The organism is Streptomyces sp. NPDC006925, from assembly GCF_042869575.1.
Taxonomy (GTDB): domain Bacteria; phylum Actinomycetota; class Actinomycetes; order Streptomycetales; family Streptomycetaceae; genus Streptomyces.
In genome coordinates this window covers 232533-250749 of record NZ_JBIAGB010000004.1, presented here as the reverse complement: position 1 = coordinate 250749, position 18217 = coordinate 232533, and the positions used below count along the sequence as shown (strand labels likewise).

The window sequence follows — 18217 nt, the reverse complement described above, 5'->3', positions numbered from 1 at the left end:
GGCTGGAGGTTGCGACGGCGCCGGGTCCCCATCCGCTCGTGGTGGGTAGACGCGCAGATGGCGGCGCGATCAGCGTGCGGTGACGAGCAGGGTCCCGATGTGTCCCGCTTCGCGAGGCTCCAGCACGGTGGCCTCGGCGGTGGCGAAGCCTGCGCGGATCAGCAGGCGCTCCCACACTGGGGGCCGGAAGCTGTAGCGGTAGGTGAACATGGCCGGTCCCGCGAAGCCGCCCTTGTACATGCCCTGGGGTCCGTAGGCGCCGGGGATGGCCGGCGGCTGGGAGAAGGCGAACACGCCGCCCGGGTTGAGCCTGGCCCGGACGAGGGGAAAGAGGCGGCCCGGGTCGGCGAACCAGGCGCAGCCGAAGATGGAGTAGATCGCGTCGTAGGTGTCCTCGGTGGCGGCGAGGCGTTCCAGGACTTCGCCCTGCACGAAGGTTGCTCCGGTGCTGCTCCATCGTTCGGCGAGCTTCTTGACCATGACCGGCGAGAGATCCAGGCCGGTCGTCTGCACCCCGTGCAGGGCGAGGTAGGCCGCTGCGCGGCCGGTGCCGCATCCGATCTCCAGTGCGGTCGAGGGGGTGCCGAGGAGTTCGGGGCCGGGGCCGTGGTCCTTGTACTGGGTCCAGCGGAAGGCGGGCTCGGCCTCCGGGTCGAAGGCGGACTCGGCGTAGCTGTTCCACAGTTCGGTCTCGGCGGCGATGTCGTGCGGTACCGGCACGTGAGTGTCCTTTCGGCGGCATGCCCGCCCCGGTGGGCGCCCACCGGGGCGGGCACTGTATCGGGCGTCAGTGGCTGTCGGGCGCCTTGTCGTCGCAGGGCGAGCAGTTCGCCCCGTCGACGGCCCACAGCTCTTCGTCCGGAGTGAAGCCGCTCGCGCGGATGGCGTCGGCGGTGCGCAGCACGGTGCCGTCGCCGCGGCGCTGGATCAGCGGGGCATGGTGCTTGTAGCGGCCCTCGTTGTACAGCCGGCACAGGGCGAAGTAGACGGGGGTGTCGAGGATGAGTTGGTGTACGCCGATGTCCACGGTCTTGCCGACGCCCAGGTGGAGGTCCGGCCGCTCCAGCGACGTCATGACGTACATGATCGCGTTGTCGAGGATGCGCTCAGCGAGACTGCGGACGGCGACCGTGTCACGCAGCAGCAGCCGCACCTCCCGCTCATAGAGGTCGATGTCCGCTGAGCCGGGGGATTCCAGCACGTTGTAGGTGAGGTCGTTGATGTGGGGTCGTACCGCGTTGAGGAGGGTGCGCGGGTCGCGGGAGCGTTGGGCGGGTGGGTGGAGGAGGGCGGTGAAGGCGCTGGTCTCCGAGACTGCGGTGTCGTGCTGTACTGACATGTGCCTCTCCTGTCTGTGTCGATGGGTTGGGTTGGCCTCGCCCCTGGTGACCGGCGCGTGTTGGATGGCAGCCGTTGCGCGGCGGCTCACCGGGGCGGGGGGCTCATCGGGGCGGCGTCCCGGCGAGTGCCGGCGCCACGGCGGCGACGCACGAGGCGACCACGGTGGCCGCGTACAGCGGCCCGGCGTACCGGGCAACCCGTCGCAGTAGCGTCACGTCTCGTCGCCCTCCTGCTGGCGCTTGCGCTGCTCGCGCTCGGCTGCCCGGCGCTGCGCCCGGTTGCCGGCCTGGTCTGGCAGGGCGACTCCGGTGCGGCGGATCACACTGCGCCGTAACGCTCGCCGTTTGCTGGTCATCGTGTCCTCCCGTATGGGCGGCGTGTTCGTCGCGCTGCGTCCTCGCGGGCGATCTCGTCGGCGTGCGGCTCGCAGGCATAGAGGCGGCCCGTCAGTGCCCCGGAGCCGGGGATCCCTTCGAGGCTGCCGCCGCTGCCGCCGGAGGTCTCGAACACGACCACCGTTCCGGAGCGGTGACACCGCACGCAGCGGCTCACGGCCGGCCGTCCGTGCCGGCGCAGGGACTGGACGGGACTGTCGGGGTTGTCAGGCACGGGGCTTGTCCTTCTGGGAGTCGCACTCGCGGCAGCGGATGCTGACGACGCGGCCTTGGTCGTCGGTGCCGGACGTGGGGCTGAGCGGCTTCCTGCACCGCGGGCAGGCGCCGTACCAACTGCCGCGCCGAGCGGTGGGCGCTGTGGGTTCAGCGGGCATCGCGGGCGCCCCCTGTCCGGCAGCGCGGGCATGCGCAGGGCGGCCACGTCGAGGTGACCGGGCAGCGTCCGGCGCCGCGGAGTGTGCGCTGCCTGCTCCAGGTGCGGCCGCCGTCGCGGGAGACGCGCAGGCGCAGCCGGCTCACCGCCGAGCCCCCACGCGATAGGGGACCGCGGCGTCGTAGGCGGCCCGTTGGGATGCCTCGGCCTCGGTCAGGTTCTCGACCCGGGCCGTCCACTCCGCGCCGTGCGGGGTGACGAGCCGGACGTGCCCGGCGTCCAGGACGGTCTGCACCCGGCCCACCCACGCCGGCTCCGGCGGCATTCTCTGCCGCGTGGCCTCGTCCACCACGTAGTCGCCGCGCTTAGGCTCCGGCCGACTCGGCACTGACGCCCCAGTGGATCTCACCGTGACTCCTCCGCTACGTTCCGTGTGTACGTGCAACGTAGGGCGGGGTACGACGGAATTGAGCACGCAAAGTGCGTGCCCTGGCGGGGAGTTCTCCATGGAGACTGGCATCGGCCGACGCATCGCCTACTGGCGCGATCGACGCGGATTCACGCAGTCAGACTTCGGACGTCTGATGGGACAGTCCCGCCGCTGGGTCCAGGATCTCGAAGGTGGACACCGACAAACCGACCCCCGCCTGTCCGTTCTGGAACGGGCGGCCGAGGCCCTACGCATCCCCCTGGAACGACTGGTGACCGACCCCGCACCTGAGCCCCCTGTCCAGAACCTCCCTGCTGACGTGGCCGCGCTCGTGGACTCCCTGCACACCCCGACCCGCGCGGGGAACGTCGTGGCCACAGAAGACCTCAAACGACGCGTCATGTTCTGCTGCCAGGCGTGGGAGTCGTGCCACTACACCGCCGCCGCCCGGGATCTTCCCTCCGTGCTCGCCGACGCCCACCGAACCGCAGTCACAAGCGGGGAAGCCGCGGTACTGCTATCCCGCGCCTACCAACTGACCGCGAGCCTGCTGTTCAAGTACGGGGATCTCGCCCGGACTCCCGCCGTGCTCGCTGCGGAGCGTGCCCTGATCGCTGCCGAGTCTTCCGGCGACGCCGTGGCAATCGGCGCTGCTGCACGCCGCGTTGCCCGCGGCCTCCTTCATCAGCGTCGGCACGCTGCCGCATCTGACTACGCGACCACAACGGCGGAAGCGCTGCGCCCTGATCTTGAACGTGCGGGGGCAGCCGGGCTGTCCACACTGGGGATGCTGTACCTCGTCGCCGCAGTGGGTGCTACGGGCGGTGGCCGCACGCCCCAGGCCGTCTCCGCCGCGACGGACCGGCTTGATGAGGCCAACGAGGTAGCCCAGCAACAGGGCGAAGCGGCGGCCGACTTCACCAGCTTCGGCCCGACCAACGTGGCCCTGCACCAGGTGGATGTGCTGCTGCGGCTGGACGACGCATGGTCGGCAGCTGAAGCAGCTCAGGGGATTGACCGCGCTGCGGTATCCAGTCTGGGACGGGAGCGGCAGGCTCGTCACCTGGTCACGACTGCACGCGCTTCAGCCTTGACTCGACGGCGGGAAGACGCTCTCCGGGACCTGCTGGAGGCAGAGCGGCTGGCTCCGCAGGAGGTTGCGCGTCCGTCCGTTGTCCAGTTGGTTGGTCAGCTTCTGGAACTGGTTCCGTCGCCAGGCCCTGAGTTGCGCGGCCTGGCACAACGTTGTGGACTCCCGGAATGACACGGCCCGTTCTGTACCTGATTTCCTGTGCGGCAGGCCCTGCCCAGCACATCGACGACGGCGTTCGCGCTGCGCAGGGCGCCGGATGGGACACCTGCCTCATTCTCTCGCCGACGGCCGCGAGGTGGTGGGAGCCTCGCATGGCGGAGTTGGAGGCGCTCACTGGGCACCCGGTACGGCACCGCTACACGCTCCCCGGCGAATCAGGCGGGCTACCGAAGGCGGACGCGATGCTTGTGGCGCCGTTGACCACGACGAGCGCCTGCAAGTGGGCGGACGGCATCACTGACACTCTGGCCCTGGGGATCCCCGCAGAGGCCGTGCATATGGGAGTGCCGGTCATGGCGGCGCCCTTCTGGTCGACAGCGCTGGGCGGCCAGCCTGCTGTGGGCCGCGCTGTGGCGACGCTGCGGGAGCAAGGCGTTCGGGTGGTCTTTGCTCCCGGCGAGCCGCATCAGCCGAAGCAGGGTAATGGGGAGGAGTTCCCATGGGCGCGGCTACTCGGCGCGCTCAATGGTGGGCTTTGACCCAGCCGCGGGGCCCGTCCCTCGCCTGACCAATGCCAGGCGAGGGCCACCCCGCGTCAGTCGTGGGGGCGGGCGCAGGTGTAGCGGGTGAGCCGGTTCCCGTCGGAGCGGTACTCGCCGTACTCGATGCGGCCCTCGGCGTCGAACAGCGAGCTGTAGCCGACGAACAGGGCGGCCGGCCGCGAGCGGATGCCGAGAAACTCGGCCTCCTCGTCCGTCGCCACGCGGGCACCGACGAGGTCCTGGCCGTCCTCCCACGCCCAGCCGGCCTGCTCCTCGATCGCCTTCGGCGTGCCGCCGATGATGCGCTCGGCCTGCACGAGGCTCGGCACCCGCTCGGCCAGCTCGCCCAGGAACCACGAAGTCCAGGAGCTGACTGGCCCGGACTCGTTGAAGGTGACGCGGTGCCGGCGGACGACGTTCGCGCCCTGTCGAGGCGTCAGCGGCCGCGGGGGGCGTACATGATGACGGCCATGCCGGCGAGGCAGATCAGGGCGCCGATGATGTCGAAGCGGTCGGGGCGGTAGCCGTCGGCGGCCATGCCCCAGGCGAGCGATCCGGCGACGAAGATGCCGCCGTATGCGGCGAGGACGCGGCCGAAGTTGGCGTCGCTCTGGAAGGTGGCGACGACGCCGTACAGGCCGAGGGCGACGACGCCCGCGCCGACCCAGAGCCAGCCCCTGTGCTCCCGCAGGCCCTGCCACACCAGCCAGGCCCCTCCGATCTCGAAGAGGGCGGCGACGGCGAACAGGGCGAGGGAGCGGGCGACGAGCACGGGAGGGACCTTACTGGTCGGGCGGGGACGTTTCCGAGTTCCGTGCCGGACACGGGAGGCGGTGGGGCGGGTTCGGCCCGCAGTCTCGTGGCCGGGCCGGGTGGGGACCGGGAAGGACAGGAGCACGGCTCAGCAGCAGGCGCATCCCGGCCCGCAGCCGCAGGTTTCGAGTGCCTGGCGCTTCCCGGCGCCGGGTGCCGGGTGCCTTCCGGCAGCGCCGGGTGCCGCGGCCGGGGCGGTGGGTGCGCAGCAGCCCTTGCCCTGCCAGGCGTCGCGGCCCTCCTTGACGGCGAGGGCGGCGACGGTCAGTGCGGCGACCGGGTCGGCCCAGGTCCAGCCGAGCAGCCAGTTGGTGAGCAGGCCCAGCAGGACGACGGCGGAGAGGTAGGTGCACAGCAGGGTCTGTTTGGAGTCGGCGACCGCGGTGGCCGAGCCGAGTTCGCGCCCGGTTCTGCGTTGCGCTGCGGACAGGAACGGCATGACCGCCAGGGACAGGGCGGCGAGGACGATGCCCGGGATCGAGTGGCCGGCTTCGCCGCTGCCGGTCAGGGCGCGTAGCGAGTCGACGGTGACGTAGAGCGCCAGGGCGAAGAAGGAGAGGGCGATGACGCGCAGGGCGCGCCGTTCGCGAGCCTCCCGGGCCGCGTGGTCGCGGGCGGAGAACTGCCAGGCGACGGCCGCCGCGGAGGAGACCTCGATGACGGAGTCGAGCCCGAAGCCGATCAGCGCCGTGGAGGAGGCCATGCTCCCGGCGGTGAGCGCCACGGCGGCCTCGACGGCGTTGTAGGCGAGGGTCGCGGCGACCAGGAGGCGTATGCGGCGGGTGAGGACTTCGCGGCGGGCCGGGCCGGGACCGAGGGACGTCGCGGCCATTCAGCAGCAGCCCTTCTCGGCGGTGTCCGGGCAGGTGCGGTCGGTGTGGACGGCGATCACGGCGGTGCGCAGATCGTCCAGGGCGTGTCCGAGGCGTTCGTCGGCCAGTTCGTAGCGCGTGCGGCGGCCGTCCGCGACGGTGTCGACCAGGCCGCAGTCCCGCAGGCAGGCCAGGTGGTTCGACAGCCGGGTACGGGAGATCCCGAGGGTGTCGGCGAGTTCGGAGGGGTAGGCCGGGGCTTCTCGCAGGGCGAGCAGGATGCGGCAGCGGATGGGGTCGGCCAGGGCGCGGCCGAACCGCGCCAGCACGTCGATGTCGGCAGCGAGTGTCAGCACCTTCCGGACAGTATACGAATCGCTGAATTCAAGGAATCGTGAACCAAGGCGCTCGCCGCGGAAGCCTCCTGCTCCGGTGCAGTGCTGGGCCCTGGCGAACGCGGCGCGGGCGGGGCGCTGTTGGCGGAGCGCCGAGCCGTCTCACACCTCTTCATGGCGTGATGTCCATCACAGTATCGCGTGGATCAAAAGGTATGTGCGGGGCGATACCTCCTGGCCGACATAGGAGTGTTTCCGGCGCTCTGCTGGACATGTGTGCTCTGGTCCGGATGGTTTCGCGGGCCGGGGTGTCCTGGTGCCCGTAACCAGGTGTTCTGACGGCGTGACAGCTCTGTCGAGGACGTGTGAAGCCGCACCAGCACGCATTGCCGCGCACCGCAAGCCGGGTGCCGCCGCCACGCACCTCGCGGGGGCCCGACGCGTGTTGCTCCCCGACTTCGGCGGGTCTAAGAATGTCGCCCTGCAAGACGCCCCCGGTGGCTCGTGCACGCCATGGCGTGCGCTTCGCCGGACCAAGGGGGAGGGCGTGCCGTGCGATCACGAATGAGGTCAGGCATGAGCAAGCACCGCAACAGCAAACGAATGCACCATCGGAAGATAGTCATCGGGGCTGTGGCCGTCGCGGCCCTGGGCGTGCCCTCGGTCGCCATGGCCTGCCTGGACGGGCAGGGCGACAAGGGCTCCCAGGCCGCCGGCGAGTCGACCGCGCGGCAGCGCGGTCATGCCGCCGCGGACCGGGACGGCGACGACGCGAAGCACCGCGGCGGCACCTTCACACACCGCAGCGACCGTTCCGAGCACCGCGGCGACCGCTCCAAGCCGTCCCACCACGCCACGGCCGCTCCCACCCGCAGCGCATCGGCCAAACCCACGAAGAAGGCCCCCACCAAGCCCACGGCTCCCTCCTCCACCGCTCCCGCGTCGACCACGTCGCCCGGGGACTCCGGATCCTCCGGTCTGGAGGACCAGATCCTCGCGCTGGTGAACAAGGAGCGTGCCAAGGCCGGCTGCAAGTCGTTGACGGTGAACGCCAAGCTGACCAAGGCCGCCCAGGCCCACAGCGAGGACATGGCGGCGCACAAGAACATGTCCCACACCGGGTCCGACGGCTCGTCCCCCGGCGACCGCATCGAGCGCGCCGGATACTCCTGGAGCACCTACGGGGAGAACGTGGCCTACGGCTACTCCTCGCCCGAGAGCGTCATGGAGGGCTGGATGAACAGCTCCGGCCACCGGGCCAACATCCTGAACTGTGACTTCGAGGAGATCGGCGTCGGTCACGCCCAGCCCGGTCACTACTGGACCCAGGACTTCGGCACCGCCCGCTGACCCCTCGCGCGGGAGCCGACGTCAGCCGTCAGCGGCAGATCCGCACTCGTGCCTCGCCGGGCGGCCGGACGAACCGCGGCGCCGACCGGGCAGCGAGGGACGCGGCACTTTCGAGAGCACGGTCGCAGTCATAGTCACCGGCCGGTCCCACCCAACGGGCCCGAACTCCCCGCCGGCAGCGACCGTTGCGACACCCTGAACGAAGCGACACACCAGGTGCTGCACATCGTGGCGCCCGGGCGGACCCGGGATCGGTACGGCGCTCACCCCCACCGCGGCCGCCGCGGGCCCCGGAAACCGTGCTGCCCGCGGCGGCCACGGTCATCGTCGACAGCGCGGGTGTCCGGCAGGCCCCGGCACCAGATCGCCGCTGCTTCTGAGCCACCGGCTGTGGGTTCGCGTCCCCCACGGCCTCCCGCTGGACCCCAGGCCGGGCCTCTCCCGCCTGGGGTCCGATCGCGTTTCACGGGGAAGCGGTGGCCCGCCGAGCCGAGCCGATGCCGACCCGACCCGGCCCGGCTCAGCCCGGTTCGGCCCGGTCCGAGGTGCGCCGGTCTCCGATCGGCGCACCACGCGCGTTCCGGGCGGCGCTGTCAGCCGTCCGGCAGGGACGAGCCGCTCAGCCACGCCGGGAGGGGGCGGTAGACGGTCAGCGAGGTGGCGGGCTTGTCGATGAGCAGGCTCGGGGCCGCGGGCGCCGTCTCGCCGTCGTACGAGCACAGGGTGCCGTCCGGTATCCCGGCCAGGTGCAGTCGGCGTCCGCGCGCGGCGGCGTGGACCGGCGAACGGTGCAGAACTCCGGCGAGCGCCGAGGCCACCAGCCGGGTGCGGGCCCAGCGGCCGGCCCGGACGAGGTGGATGTCCAGCATGCCGTCGGCGAGGTTGAAGCGCCGCGCGCCGCCGGGGCCGCCGCCGACCGTGTGGTACGAGCAGTTGCCGACGAACAGCAGCCACAGCGACCGCGGACGCCCGTTCACCCGCACCTCGAACGGGCGCGAGTGGCGCAGCACGTGCACCGCCGCGGCCAGCCCGGCCGCCCACGGTCCGACCCGGTGCCGCCAGCGGTCCCGCACCTCGACCAGGTCGCCGTACGCGCCGAGGCTGAAGGTGTTCACGAAGTAGCCGGGTTCGGGCGTCCCGGTGCTCTCCGCGCCCCGCGCTCCGGCGTCGTGCCGCACCGCGGTCTGCGCGAACCGGTGCGGCGGGGCGAACCGGGCCAGGTCGACGGCGATGGCGTGGCCGGAGCCGACCGCGTCGGCCAGATCGGCGCAGCTGCCGATGCCCAGGTCGAGGGCGAGGTGGTTGAGGGTGCCGCCGGGCAGTACCGCGAGCGGCACCTGGTGCGCCAGCGCGGCGCGGGCCGCGGCGCTGACCGTGCCGTCGCCGCCGAACACGCCCAGCGCGCCGCCTTCCTCGGCCGCGCGTCGCGCCTCCTCGGCGAGCAGGTCCGGCAGTTCTCCGGCGTCCGGATCCCAGTGCACCACGCGGGCCTCCGGCAGGGCCTCGCCGATCTCGCGTGCGGACGCCGCCGATCCCGAACCGGGGTTGACCACGACCGACAGACCGCGTCCCGCGGGCAGCGACGGAGCCTCCACCAGGGGCTGCGCGGGCGGTACCTGGCGCCGCAGGTCCAGTACGGCACGTACCCCGAAGGCGGCCGCGGTGCCGATGGCCGCGCCGGCCAGCACGTCGCTGGGGTAGTGGACGCCGGTGTAGACGCGGGAGAACGCGACCGACGCGGCGACCGGCAGGACCGCCGCGCCCCAGCCGGGCGACTCCAGCGTCACCGCGGTGGCGAACGCGGCCGCCGAGGCCGCGTGGCCGGAGGGGAAGGAGGTGCTGGTCGGCAGTCGCTTGAGCCGCCGTATCACCGGTACCTCGTCCAGCAGCGGACGGGAGCGGCCGAAGGCGCCCTTGCCGACGGTGTTGACCACTGCGGAGGTCACTGCGACCGAGGCCAGTCCGCGCAGCGCACCCCGCCGGGCGCCGGGTCCGCCCACCCCGGAGAGCGCGATGGCCGCCGCGGTGCCCAGCCACAGCTTGCTGTGGTCGGCGGTGCGGCTCAGCCGCGGCAGTACGCGTTCGCCGCGTGGCCAGTGGCGCTGGGCGACGCTGCGGAAGAGGGAGCGGTCCCAGGCGCTGAAGGTTCTGCTGAGGGAGGCACGTACCCCCTCGGCGCTTCCGCCCGCGCCCGCCGCACCCACGCCTGCGCCCCTGCTTGCACCCATGCCCGCGCTGACTGCCCGGCCATGGCCCCGGCCCAGGCTGTCGGCCAGGCTCCGGCCCAGACCGCCGGCCAGGCTCCGGCCCGGGCCCGAACGCGGGCCCCGGTGGCGGTGCGTCTCCATCTGCGCCCCTCGCTTCCGTCATGTCCGTCATACGTCACGGGCGGAACTTCTTCTGCCCAGTGCCGCACGGGACACACCGGATCTCAGCGTGAGGGGGGAGGGAAGCGGCGCGTCTCACACAGTGCGTACGCCCCGACGACCAGCAGCGGGACCGCCGCACCCAGGGCAAGTCCGGCCAGTACGTCGGTGGGCCAGTGCACCCCGAGACCGACCCGGCAGATGCCGGCCAGCAGACTCAGCACGGCCGCGCCGGTCCACAGGGCGACCCGGGCCGCGCGGGCGGCGAGCCGCTCGGCGAGCACCCAGGCCAGGGCGAGCAGCACGGCTGTGGCGATCACCGTGTGCCGGGACGGGAAGCCGAAGCCGCTCTCCTGGATCTCCCACAGCCGCGCGGGCGGCCGGGCGCGGTACGCGGCCTGTTTGGCGGCGGTCGCCGCCGCGACGGCCAGCGCGGCTGAGCCACCGACCAGGACCAGCGGCCGCCAGGACGCGTCCCGCCAGGACAGCCACAGCGCCAGCAGCACCGCGGCGATGACCAGCGGACCCTCCGCGGCGTGGGTCAGGTACGTCATCGGTCCGTGCAAGGCCGCGGCGTACCGGTGCTGCACCAGCGCGCTCAGCACCGGCCGGTCGAGGAAGCCCGCGTCGGCGCGGAGCACCAGGAACGAGGTGGCGGCGAACAGCAGCAGGCTGGCCAGCAGCGCCGCGCTCCACGGCAGGAAGCGCACCGCCTGCCGCCGGGAACGCTCGCGGCTCCCGCCGCGCAGCGTCGCGCTCCCCGCGGGAACCGGCGCCTGGACGGGCGCCAGCCGTTTGAGGATGCGTCCGGGGGCGAGGGGTTCGTGTGCTTGCGGACCGCCGGGGGAGTCGACGTCGGGCGGCTCCAGGACTTCGAGTACTTCCGGGGCCGGGGCCGGGGCCGGGGCCGGGGCCGGGGCCGGGGCCGGGCCCAGGACTCCGGTCGGCTCCGGGGCTCGGGTCGGGTCCACGTGCCGGGACGGCTCCGGTGCTCCCGTCGACTCCAGGGAAAACTGCCCGCTCATCGGTGGGCTCCTCCTGCGGCTGGCGCGCGATCTCGTCACCCTCAGTAGAGCCGCCGCCGATCGCGGGTGCGAGCGGGGAGCCGCTGGCCGGGTGGCGTACCGGCCGGGTACCGGCCCCCGATGGGCCCCAGACGACCCAGACGACCCAGACGACCCAGACGACCCAGACGACCCAGACGACCCAGACGACCCAGACGGCCCAGACGGCAGTCGGCTCGTTCGGCTGGTGGCCTGGCCTGGCCTGGTGGCCTGGCCTGGTCGCCTGGTCGGCTCAGACGTCGAGGGCGAACGCCGCCGTCAGCAGGAAGCCGCCGTCCGCCGTCGGTCCCGCGTGGCAGGCGCCGCCCAGCAGCAGGGCGCGTTCGCGCAGGCCCAGCAGCCCGTGGCCGCCCTCGGGGTACGACTGGGGGTGGGGCAGGGCGGTCGGCGGGCTGTTGCGTACCGCCACGGTCAGCCGTGCGTCCGCCGTCCCGGAGTCGCGCACCCGCACCGTGACCCGTACGTGGGCGCCGGGCGCGTGCTTGCGGACGTTGGTCAGCGCCTCCTGGACCGTGCGGTAGGCGGCGCGTTCCACCGCCTCCGGGAAGACCGCTCGCGGTGCGGAGCCGCCGTCCCGGCTGCCGTCGTACTGGCCGTGGGGCAGGTCCAGCGTCACCCCCAGTCCGCTCTCCTCCGTCAGTGCGGGCAGGTCGGCCAGCCGCGGCGGCGCGGCGTGCCCGCTTCCGGCGCTGCGGCCCGCGCGCAGGGTGCCGACCATGTGCCGCAACTCCGTCAGGGTGCGAACGGCGAGTTCGCGTACGGTCCGCGCCAGGGCCCGGGAACTGTCCTGACAACACGTCATCTGGAGGGCCCCGGCCTGCACGCTGATCAGGCTCACCTGGTGGGCGACCACGTCGTGCATCTCGCGGGCGAGTTGCTCCCGTTCGGTGGCCACCGCCCGTTCGGCCAGCAGCTCCGCCTCCCGGTGCCGGCTCGCGGTGAGCTCCTGGACGCGCTCGTCCAGTTGCCGGCGCGTACGCGTCCAGCGCCCGAACACGGCCGGCGCCGCGCCCTGGACGCACGAGTCCAGCATGTCGAGCAGGCCCTGGCGGTCCGCCGCGGGGACGAAGCCGCCGAGCGGGTAGGGGATGTAGTGCGCCAGCGCCAGCGCCGCGGCTCCCGCCACCGCGAGTGCCTTGCTGGAGCGCCGGGAGGCGACCGTATAGAGGGCGATCATCGGAGCGAACCAGATGTAGCCGATGTACATCCCCAGCAGCGTCACCGCCAGGACGGTCACCGGCAGTCGGCGCCGCAGGAGCAGCGCGAGCGCGGCCGCCACCGACACGCCCAGCTCCGAGCCGGGGTGCACGCCGTTGACCAGGAACGCGTCGAGCAGGCCGAGTGCCACCGGAAGGAGAAGGCCCAGCATGTGGCGGTGTGCGACGGCACCCCCGGCCACCTGTCGATGGGTGGCGGTGAACCCGGGGGCGAGCCTGGTGGGGGGACTCACGGCACGGTGCCGGAGGTGCCGGAGGTGCCGGAAGTGTCGCGGGTTTCGCCGGTTGCGAGGGGGCCGGAGGTGCCGCTTGCTTCGGGGGCTTCGGGGGCTTCGGGGGCTTCGGGGGCTTCGGGGGCGCCGAGCCGGTTCGTGGTGCCGAGGGTGTCGGGAGCGCTGGGAGTACCGGGAGTGCAGGGAACGTCGAGAGGGGAGTCGGCGGCGAGGCGGGCCGCCTGATCACGCCGTTCCGGTGTCCCGTGCCGTTCCGGGGCCCGGTGCTGTACCGACGCCTCGTGCTGTCCCGGTTGTCCCGGTTGCCCGTGCCGTTCGTGCTCCTCGGACCGGTCCGCCGCTTCTGGCTGCCCTGGTCGCTCCGGCCGCTCCGTCCGCTCCGGCCGTTCGGCTGACAGGCATCCCACGAGTCCGGCCCGGTCGGCCAATACCGCGGCCTGGACGCGGTTGAGGCCGCCCAGTTTCGCCAGCAGTGCGCTGACGTGGTCCTTGACCGTGCCGTGTGCCAGGTTCAGCCGCTGTGCGACGCCGCTGTTGGACAGCCCCTCGCCGACCAGTGCCAGCACCTGCCGCTCGCGGCAGGTGAGGCGGGCCGCACGGTGCTCGGCGTCCGTGCCGTGTCTACCGCCCAGGTAGCCGCCGATCACGGTCGACGTCACGCCCGGTGCGAGCACCCGGCCGCCGTCCGCCAGCACCCGTACGGCGTGCACCAACTGCTCGGGCGCGGTGTCCTTGAGGAGGAAGCCCGCGGCACCCGCGTGCAGTGCGGCGCCCAGATACTCCTCCGCGTCGAACGTCGTCAGCATCGCCGTCCGCGGCGCCTCCGCGTCCGGGTCGGCGTGGAGCCGGCGCAACACGGTCAGCCCGTCCACGTCCGGCATCCGGATGTCCAGCAGCAGGACGTCCGGACGGTGCGCCAGCACGGTGGCCACCGCTGCGCCACCGCCGCAGACGGCGACAACCTCGATGTCGGGGGCCGTCCCCAGGACCAGTCGCAGCCCGGAACGCACCAGTTCCTCGTCGTCCACGACCATGACCCGGATCACCGTCGCGCTCCTTGCGTCCTGTGCCTGCTCCCTCCCGGTCCGCTCCTCCCCGCCCTCCGGAGAGGCTACGGCAGGGGCACGGTCAGCCGGTGCGACCTGGAGAGGAGATCGCGCGTCAGCCACCCCGCCGACCGGCGGGGTGCCCGCACCGCGCCCCGCCGGGGACCGTGCTCCGCTGCTCGGCCCGCCGCTCCGGTCCGGTGCCTGTGCTCCCGCCCGGTGTCTGTGCTCCGGTTCGGTGCCGGGCGCCGGTGCTCATGACGCGGTCGCGGTACCGATGACGTGGGGGAGGGGCGGGGTGACCGGGGTGGGGGAGAAGCCGAACCGGTCGAGCCGCTGCACGGTGAACCCGGCGGACCGGACGAGCGCCTCGGTGTCCCGGGCGGGGTGGCAGCCGCCCCCGACCCGGCGCCACAGCGGCGCGACGCTGTGCTGGAGCAGCGCGCCGAGCCGGTTTCGCGACCGTACGTGCTCGTAGAAGCGCAGTTGCCCGCCGGGACGCAGCACACGGGCGGCCTCCGCCAGCGCGGCACCCGGATCGGCGATGCTGCACAGCACGAGAGAGAAGACGACGGCGTCGACCGTCCCGGTGCCGAGCGGGAGCCCGCCGGCCTGCCCCGCGACGACCGTCACGGGCACAAGGGCGGAATCCGCCGACCGCCCGGCGGCGGCCCGCAGGGAGTCCTCGGGTTCGAGGGCGACGAGTTCGGTGACGGCTTCCGGATAGTGCGGGAAGTTCCGCCCCTGACCCGCACCGACCTCCAGGACCCGGCCGCTGAGCCCCTCCAGCAGGAGCCGCCGGTGTGCGGCGCCGCCCCGGCGGTCCGCCGCGACGGCGATCCTGAGGTACTGGCGCGCGAAGCGCGGATGCTGGAGGTCCTGCCTGCTGGGCGGTGTGGTGTCCGGATGCACGGGGGGCTCCTGTGGCTCGGGTGCGCTGCCGCCGCCGCACCGACGGCTGTCCGCGGAGTGTCTACCTCTCCGTGGAGGGCCGCCCGCCGTGGAGGGCCGCCCGCCGCGGTGGGCCCCCGCGAGGGCCGGGCCCTGGCCGGGCGGTCGGCTCCGTCTCGGGCTGCGGACGCGGCGGAGGAGATACTCCGGGGCTGCGACAGCCTGCGCGCTGCATGGCACGTGGCTACGTAGTGGAGCACCGCGGCGGTACACGGGCAAGGGCCCGCGGCGCAGCCGGGCACCGAAAGAGTGACGCCGGGTCCCGTCGGCACCGTACGTCCGCCCCCCGCCCGACCCCGTCCGCCCCCCCCGTCGGCGCTCTTCGGCGCGCCAGGACCGTGGGCGCGCCAGGACCGTCGGCGCGCCAGGACTCGACGCGCCAGGACCCGACGCGCCAGGACCGTCGGCGCGCCGGGTCCCCTCGGCGCCCCGCCGTGCGGCGCGGCTGCCGGGCCTGCGCCGCGGTCAGTCGTGCTGGGCGCCGGACGGGAGCTCGCGGATCTTCATGTCCTTCGCGCTGTCGGATCCGAACCCGTGGTCCAGCAGTTTCGCCGCGTCGGTGTAGCGGTCGTCGCTGTCCAGCACGGTGCCGACGAGGGTCTTGCCGTCGCGGTCGGCTGCGAAGACCAGGCACTTGCCGGCCCGTTCGGTGGTGCCGGTCTTGATGCCGATGGCACCGTCGTACGCGCCGAGGAGCTGATTGGTGTTCGTCCAGGTGTAGGTGCGGGTGCGGCCGTTGGCGGCGGGTGCCTCGCCCTTGTACCGCTTGGTCCTGACCACCTTGCGGAACGTGCTGTGGCGCATGGCGTGCCGGGTCAGTCTTGCCAGCTCGGTCGGTGTGCTGGTGTCGCCGCGCGTGCCGTCGAAGGTGTCGAACGCCGTTTTGCGGAGGTGCAGTTCGCGGGCCTTCGCGTTCATCTTCCGCAGGAACGAGCCGACCCGCTCCGCGCGGGTGTCGCCTGTCCCGTAGGTGTCGGCGAGGGCGTAGGCGGCGTCGGCGCCGGAAGGCAGCAGGGAGGCGTAGAGGAGTTGGCGGACGGTGACTTTGTCGCCGGTCTGGAGATCCGCTGTGCTGGCGTGGTGCTGTGCGACGTAGTCGCGGTACTGCTTCCGCACGGTCACCCTGCGGTCGAGGTCGACGCCGTCGGTGTCCAGGACCACGGAGGCGACCATGATCTTCGCGGTGCTGGCCATCGGACGCGCGGTGTCCGCGGCCTTGTCGAAGAGCGCGGTCCCGCTCCTGCCGTCCACCAGCGCGGCGCCCTTCGCGGTGACGGCCGGTGCGGGATCGTCGGAGGTGACGGCCCGGGCGACCAGCGGGGAGAGGGCGAGCAGCGAACCGCCCGCGGCGACGGCGGCAATGATCTTGCGTACGTTCGTGGTTCTGGCGGTCATGGAAGCGCTCCGGCATCTGCGGGTCGGTGGGGGCTGCGGTGCTGCCGCGTGCCGTGTGCTGCTGCGGTGCGGTGCTGTGCGCCCCGGCGATCGAGTCGGACACCGGTGTTCGATGGCGGGACCGGCACGAAAGTTCACGGCCGGAGGTCGGGAGGGCGAGCCGGTCCGGTCCGGAGGCGCCGCACCTCTTGAGCATCTGTCGTACCAGGAGCGTCAGGGGTGTGACATCTGTCCATGGTGCGCCGACGGGGCCCGCCCTACCTTCGGAATGCGAGCGCCCATGTCGGCCGACCCCGGCGTCGCGCGCTCCTCGTCGTCCGACGCGCCCCTTCCGCGCTTCTCCCGCGTAGCGGAAGGAACCGGCCCACCCGGCCCACCCGGCCGGCTCGGCCCATCCCGCCGGCCCCGCCCGCCCTCGATCGAGGCGCGGTGAAGCCCGACGCCGCCCCCACCCCCGATGGCGCCGCCGTGCCCCCTGCGACCGGACGCCCGGACCATGCCGAAGCGCTGCGCCGCCGTGCGGCCACGCCCCCGATCCCCTGGAGCAGAGCCATGTGTGTGGCAAGCGGACGCCCCCGGCCGGGCGCCGTCCCGGTCCGCCGCCGACCGGACTCCGAACCCGAATCCGGTGGTGATCCCCTTGAGCCCCGATGCCACTGCGGCAGCCAGTTCACCCGATGCGCCGGCTGCCGTTCCCCTCGCTGCCTCGACTGCGACCCGTACCGTTCCGATGACTGCGCCTTCCCCCTCTGAACAGCCCCGCGACACTGCCGCCTCGGCAGCACCGGAGGCGACGACCGGAACGGAAGGCCCGGACGGAGACGTACCGCGGGCGTACTACGTCGTGATCGGCAGCGATGCCGCACGCAGAGTCTGCGGTTCCCTGCGGTCCGCCGGGCACCTCGTACGCCACCTGCGGCAGCCCTCGGACGAAGAGCTGCGCCCGGCGCTGGACGGCGAGGTGGCAGGTGTCGCGGTGCTGTTCGACGACGATGTCGAGTCCCTGCGCTACGCGCTCGCGGTGGAGCACGTCCGCCCCCGCGTCCCGCTCGTGGTGACGGTCTTCGACCGGACCGTCGCCGAGCAACTGGCGCGCATGGTCCCCAACTGCCGGGTCACCTCGTCCGCCGACGTCGCCGCGCCGGTCCTGCTCGCCGCCTGCGTCCAGCCCGACCTGCTGGCGCTCCGGCAGACCCCGGACGGCCCCGTCGGCGCGCGTTGGGAACAGGGCGCCGTCCGGCTGGAGGCGTACCGGCCGCCGCGCTCCCTGCGGTACCGGGCCCGACTGGGCAAGATCCGCGGCCAGTTGCGTCCGCACGACGGCAGTTCGCGGATCATGCTGGCCGGACTGGCCGGACTCTTCGGGGTGCTGCTGGCGGACTGGGCCTGGGCCGTGACCCTGCACCACCGGCCGCCCGTGGAAGCCCTTCTCGAAGCCGCGCGCACACTGGCCACGGTCGGCCCCGCGACCGCGCACGGTTCGACCGCCTACCTGGTGTTCACCAGCGTCGCCATGCTGGTCACCATCGTTCTCACCGCCGTCTTCACCGCCGGGATGGTGGACCGGCTGCTGGCCCCGCGCGCGATCGGCATGGTCGGCTCCCGGGCACTGCCGCGAGCCGGCCACGTCGTGGTCGTCGGGCTGGGGCAGGTCGGACTCCGGCTGTGCACCCGGGTGCAGGCGCTCGGCTTCGGCGTGATCGCGGTGGAGCGCGACCCGGCCGCCCCGAACCTCCGGTTGGCGAAGGCACTCGGGATCCCCGTCGTCGTCGCCGACGCGCGGGACCGGTTCGTGCTGCGCAAGCTGCGCCTGCACACGGCCCAGGCGATGGCCGCCGTCGCCTCCGACGACCTGGACAACATCGCCGTGGCGGTGGCCGCGCGGGCGGTCGACCCCGAGCTGCGGGTCGTCGTCCGGGCAGGTGACCACGAGGCCATCGCGGAGACCCGCTCCCTGTTCAGCATCGGTATCGTGCGCGACCTCGCCAGCCTGAGCGCCGCCTACACCACCGCGAGCCTGACCGGACTGCGGCCGCACGGAGTGCTCGCACAGGACTGCCGACTGCTCGTGGAGGGACCGAGCGGATCGTTCAGCCCGTGGCCGCACACGGGCCGGTGCGCGCACCACCAGGACGGCGACGGGAGCGGTCATCGGAACGGCGGCCCGGGCGGGAGCGACCGGACCAGCCGTAGGGACGTCGACCAGCGGGACGGCGCCCGGAGCGGTGCCCGGAGCGGGAAGGGGCGCAGCGACCGGGGCGGGTCGCCGACCGCGGACCTCGGCGGGTGACGCGGTCGCAGC

The 18217-nt window shown here is 73.2% G+C and carries 18 protein-coding genes; 4 read left to right on the top strand and 14 right to left on the bottom strand.

The genetic code is table 11. The features are described from left to right. Nucleotides 1–69: 69 nt before the first annotated feature. The 4 genes from ACFYNS_RS08690 to ACFYNS_RS08675 form a co-directional block, all read right to left on the bottom strand. Nucleotides 70–720 carry a class I SAM-dependent methyltransferase gene (locus tag ACFYNS_RS08690; protein WP_388601686.1) on the bottom strand — a complete coding sequence of 217 codons (651 nt, stop codon included), beginning with the start codon at nt 718–720 and terminating at the stop codon, nt 70–72. A 67-nt stretch (nt 721–787) separates the two neighbouring features. After that, a complete protein-coding gene (locus ACFYNS_RS08685; protein ID WP_388601683.1) occupies nt 788–1339 on the bottom strand; it encodes a hypothetical protein in 552 nt (183 codons plus the stop codon). Nucleotides 1340–1552: 213 nt separating this feature from the next. Continuing rightward, complete coding sequence (locus tag ACFYNS_RS08680) at nt 1553–1696, bottom strand: hypothetical protein (protein WP_360290286.1); 144 nt, start codon at nt 1694–1696, stop codon at nt 1553–1555. Nucleotides 1697–2251: 555 nt separating this feature from the next. Then, entirely contained in the window at nt 2252–2518 is a 267-nt protein-coding gene (locus ACFYNS_RS08675) for a hypothetical protein (protein WP_360290284.1), read from the bottom strand. 97 nt (nt 2519–2615) lie between these two features. Between ACFYNS_RS08675 and ACFYNS_RS08670 the strand changes: the two genes are divergently transcribed. Then, nucleotides 2616–3803 (top strand): helix-turn-helix domain-containing protein, encoded by a 1188-nt coding sequence (locus tag ACFYNS_RS08670; RefSeq protein ID WP_388601680.1) that lies wholly within the window; start codon nt 2616–2618, stop codon nt 3801–3803. Beyond that, complete coding sequence (locus tag ACFYNS_RS08665) at nt 3800–4330, top strand: flavoprotein (protein WP_366774137.1); 531 nt, start codon at nt 3800–3802, stop codon at nt 4328–4330. Before ACFYNS_RS08670 ends, ACFYNS_RS08665 begins: the two co-directional genes overlap by 4 nt. A 56-nt stretch (nt 4331–4386) precedes the next feature. Here ACFYNS_RS08665 and ACFYNS_RS08660 read toward each other — a convergent pair whose 3' ends face one another. The 4 genes from ACFYNS_RS08660 to ACFYNS_RS08645 all read right to left on the bottom strand — a co-directional run bounded on the left by ACFYNS_RS08660 (nt 4387) and on the right by ACFYNS_RS08645 (nt 6314). After that, a complete protein-coding gene (locus ACFYNS_RS08660) occupies nt 4387–4662 on the bottom strand; it encodes a hypothetical protein (protein ID WP_360290278.1) in 276 nt (91 codons plus the stop codon). Between the two features lie 107 nt (nt 4663–4769). After that, the gene (locus ACFYNS_RS08655; protein ID WP_388601677.1) at nt 4770–5105 is read right to left on the bottom strand and encodes a YnfA family protein; all 336 of its coding nucleotides are present in this window, start codon (nt 5103–5105) and stop codon (nt 4770–4772) included. Nucleotides 5106–5234: 129 nt separating this feature from the next. After that, nucleotides 5235–5978: a cation transporter gene (locus ACFYNS_RS08650; RefSeq protein ID WP_360290274.1), complete on the bottom strand. Its 744-nt coding sequence runs from the start codon at nt 5976–5978 to the stop codon at nt 5235–5237. Continuing rightward, nucleotides 5979–6314, bottom strand: a complete 336-nt coding sequence (locus ACFYNS_RS08645) for a metalloregulator ArsR/SmtB family transcription factor (RefSeq protein WP_360290272.1) — start codon at nt 6312–6314, stop codon at nt 5979–5981. 555 nt (nt 6315–6869) lie between these two features. Between ACFYNS_RS08645 and ACFYNS_RS08640 the strand changes: the two genes are divergently transcribed. Beyond that, nucleotides 6870–7643: a CAP domain-containing protein gene (locus ACFYNS_RS08640; protein WP_360290270.1), complete on the top strand. Its 774-nt coding sequence runs from the start codon at nt 6870–6872 to the stop codon at nt 7641–7643. Between the two features lie 593 nt (nt 7644–8236). Here the strand turns inward: ACFYNS_RS08640 and ACFYNS_RS08635 are convergent. From ACFYNS_RS08635 to ACFYNS_RS08610, 6 genes are all read right to left on the bottom strand, one after another. Further along, on the bottom strand, nt 8237–9991 hold the full coding sequence (locus tag ACFYNS_RS08635) for a bifunctional phosphatase PAP2/diacylglycerol kinase family protein (protein ID WP_388601673.1): 1755 nt from the start codon (nt 9989–9991) through the stop codon (nt 8237–8239). Between the two features lie 83 nt (nt 9992–10074). After that, on the bottom strand, nt 10075–11034 hold the full coding sequence (locus tag ACFYNS_RS08630; protein ID WP_388601670.1) for a phosphatase PAP2 family protein: 960 nt from the start codon (nt 11032–11034) through the stop codon (nt 10075–10077). Between the two features lie 271 nt (nt 11035–11305). Next, nucleotides 11306–12523, bottom strand: a complete 1218-nt coding sequence (locus tag ACFYNS_RS08625) for a sensor histidine kinase (protein WP_388601667.1) — start codon at nt 12521–12523, stop codon at nt 11306–11308. Beyond that, nucleotides 12520–13569: a response regulator gene (locus ACFYNS_RS08620; RefSeq protein WP_388601664.1), complete on the bottom strand. Its 1050-nt coding sequence runs from the start codon at nt 13567–13569 to the stop codon at nt 12520–12522. Before ACFYNS_RS08620 ends, ACFYNS_RS08625 begins: the two co-directional genes overlap by 4 nt. 255 nt (nt 13570–13824) lie before the next feature. After that, the gene (locus ACFYNS_RS08615; RefSeq protein WP_360300433.1) at nt 13825–14481 is read right to left on the bottom strand and encodes a class I SAM-dependent methyltransferase; all 657 of its coding nucleotides are present in this window, start codon (nt 14479–14481) and stop codon (nt 13825–13827) included. A 504-nt stretch (nt 14482–14985) separates the two neighbouring features. After that, nucleotides 14986–15915, bottom strand: coding sequence for a D-alanyl-D-alanine carboxypeptidase family protein (locus ACFYNS_RS08610; RefSeq protein WP_388601661.1), 930 nt, complete (start codon nt 15913–15915; stop codon nt 14986–14988). 730 nt (nt 15916–16645) lie between these two features. Between ACFYNS_RS08610 and ACFYNS_RS08605 the strand changes: the two genes are divergently transcribed. Further along, nucleotides 16646–18205: an NAD-binding protein gene (locus ACFYNS_RS08605; protein ID WP_388601658.1), complete on the top strand. Its 1560-nt coding sequence runs from the start codon at nt 16646–16648 to the stop codon at nt 18203–18205. Nucleotides 18206–18217: the final 12 nt, after the last annotated feature.